This window comes from Nocardia farcinica (assembly GCF_029867845.1).
Lineage (GTDB): Bacteria > Actinomycetota > Actinomycetes > Mycobacteriales > Mycobacteriaceae > Nocardia > Nocardia farcinica_A.
Genome location: NZ_JARWRU010000355.1, coordinates 1 through 1,864 on the forward strand (window position 1 = coordinate 1; position 1,864 = coordinate 1,864).

At 76.1% G+C, this 1,864-nt stretch carries 2 protein-coding genes; both read left to right on the forward strand.

The window, feature by feature from the left end:
* On the forward strand, positions 1–853 hold an 853-nt coding region (locus QH283_RS07625; RefSeq protein WP_348538264.1), incomplete at its 5' end, for an ABC transporter permease.
* A partial coding sequence (locus QH283_RS07630) for an ABC transporter ATP-binding protein (protein WP_280502314.1) occupies positions 850–1,864 on the forward strand: 1,015 nt, incomplete at its 3' end. The genes QH283_RS07625 and QH283_RS07630, both read left to right, overlap by 4 nt.

Sequence of the window (1,864 nt, forward strand, 5' to 3'; positions counted from 1 at the left end):
CCCCGCCCCCGCCGGGGCGCGCGCCCGCGTCCGCCTCCCGCTGCCCGCCCCTCCGCTCGCCGTGTGGCTCGCCGCCGCGACGCTGGCGCTGGCCGCGCTGGCCGCGCTCGCCCCCGACCTGCTGGCAGGCGGCGACCCGCTGCACACCGACCTGCCCGCCGCGCACCGGCCGCCCTCGCCCGCCCACCCGCTGGGCACCGACCAGCTCGGCCGCGACGTGTTCACCCGCATCGTGCACGGCGCGCGGCTGTCGCTGCTCATCGGCGTCGCCGCGACGGCGCTGGCGGTGGCGATCGGGGTGGGCCTCGGCTTGGTCGCGGGCATCGGCGGCCGGTTCGTGGACGCGGTGGCCTCGCGGGTGTTCGATCTGCTCGGCGCCTTCCCCGAGATCCTGCTCGCCCTGGTGCTGATCGCCTTCACCGGCACCGGGACCGCGAATCTGGTGCTGGCCATCGGCATCGCCGCCGCACCCCGTTTCGCCAGGGTGATGCGCGCGGAGACCAGAGCGGTGCGCGGCAGCGAGTACGTCGCCCAGGCCGGTCTGCTCACCCGCTCCCGACCGCGCGTGGTGGTGCGCCACATCCTGCCCAACGCGCTGCGCTCGCTGCCGGTCGTGATCACCCTCGGCCTCGGCACCAGCATCCTCGGCGCCGCCGCCCTCAGCTTCCTCGGTTTCGGGCCACAGCCGCCGGAACCCGAATGGGGCTCGATGCTGGCCGAGGCGCACGGCGACCTGCGCGTCGCCTGGTGGTCGGTGGCCTTCCCCGGCGCGGCCGTCACCGTCGTGGTGCTGGCCACCACGGTGCTCGGCCGTTACGCCGGCCACCGCTTCGAACGAAGGGCACAGCCATGACCCTCGCCCACGGCCGCAAGGCCGCCACCGCCGGGCCTGTCACGGATGCCCGCCCGTGCGCCGACCGCCGCGTCCCCGCCGCGATCCAGGCCGACGCCGCGCACGCCGGGCCCGGTGGCGATGTCGCCGACCCCGCTCGGGTGGTGTCCGAGGTCGTGCTCCGGGTGCGCGGCCTGCGCGTCGGCTTCCGCGGCGGGGCGGCCGATGTCGTCGACGGCGTCGACCTGGAGCTGCGGCGCGGCGAAATCCTCGCCATCGTGGGCGAATCCGGCTCGGGCAAGTCGGTGACCACCCGCAGCCTGGTCGGATTGGCCGGGGCGGGGGCGCGCGTGCGCGCCGAGACCTTCGAGCTGTTCGGCGAACCAGCCCTCGGCCGGTCCGAGCGGCAGTGGCGGCGGCTCAGGGGCAGCAGGATCGGCCTGGTCTTCCAGGACGCGCTGGTGGCGCTCGACCCGCTGCGCACCGTCGAGGCCGAGATCGGCGAAGCCTTGCGGGAGCTGCCCCGCGCCCGCCGCGCCGCCCGCGTCGAGGAACTGCTGACCTCCGTCGGCATCGCCGATCCGGCGATCCGTAAGCGGCAGCGCTCCTTCCAGCTGTCGGGCGGTCAACGTCAGCGCGCGCTCATCGCCTCGGCACTGGCCCGCGACCCGGACATCCTCATCGCCGACGAACCGACCACCGCGCTCGACGTCACCGTCCAGGCGCAGGTGCTCGACCTGCTGGTCCGGCAGGTCGCGGGCGGGCGCGCGATGATCCTGGTCAGCCACGATCTGGCGGTGGTGGCCGCGGTCGCCGACCGCATCGCGGTCATGCGGGCAGGCCGGATCGTCGAGCAGGGGCAGGCCGAGCGGGTCATCACCGATCCCCGGCACGAGTACACCAGGCAATTGCTCGACGCGGTGCCGCGCGGTTGCGCCGGGGCCGGCCCGCCCGCCACGGCCGCGCCGCTCCTCCCCGCCACCCGGCTCACCAACTACTATCGCCTGGGCGGGCCGGGGGGGGGGGCGGGGG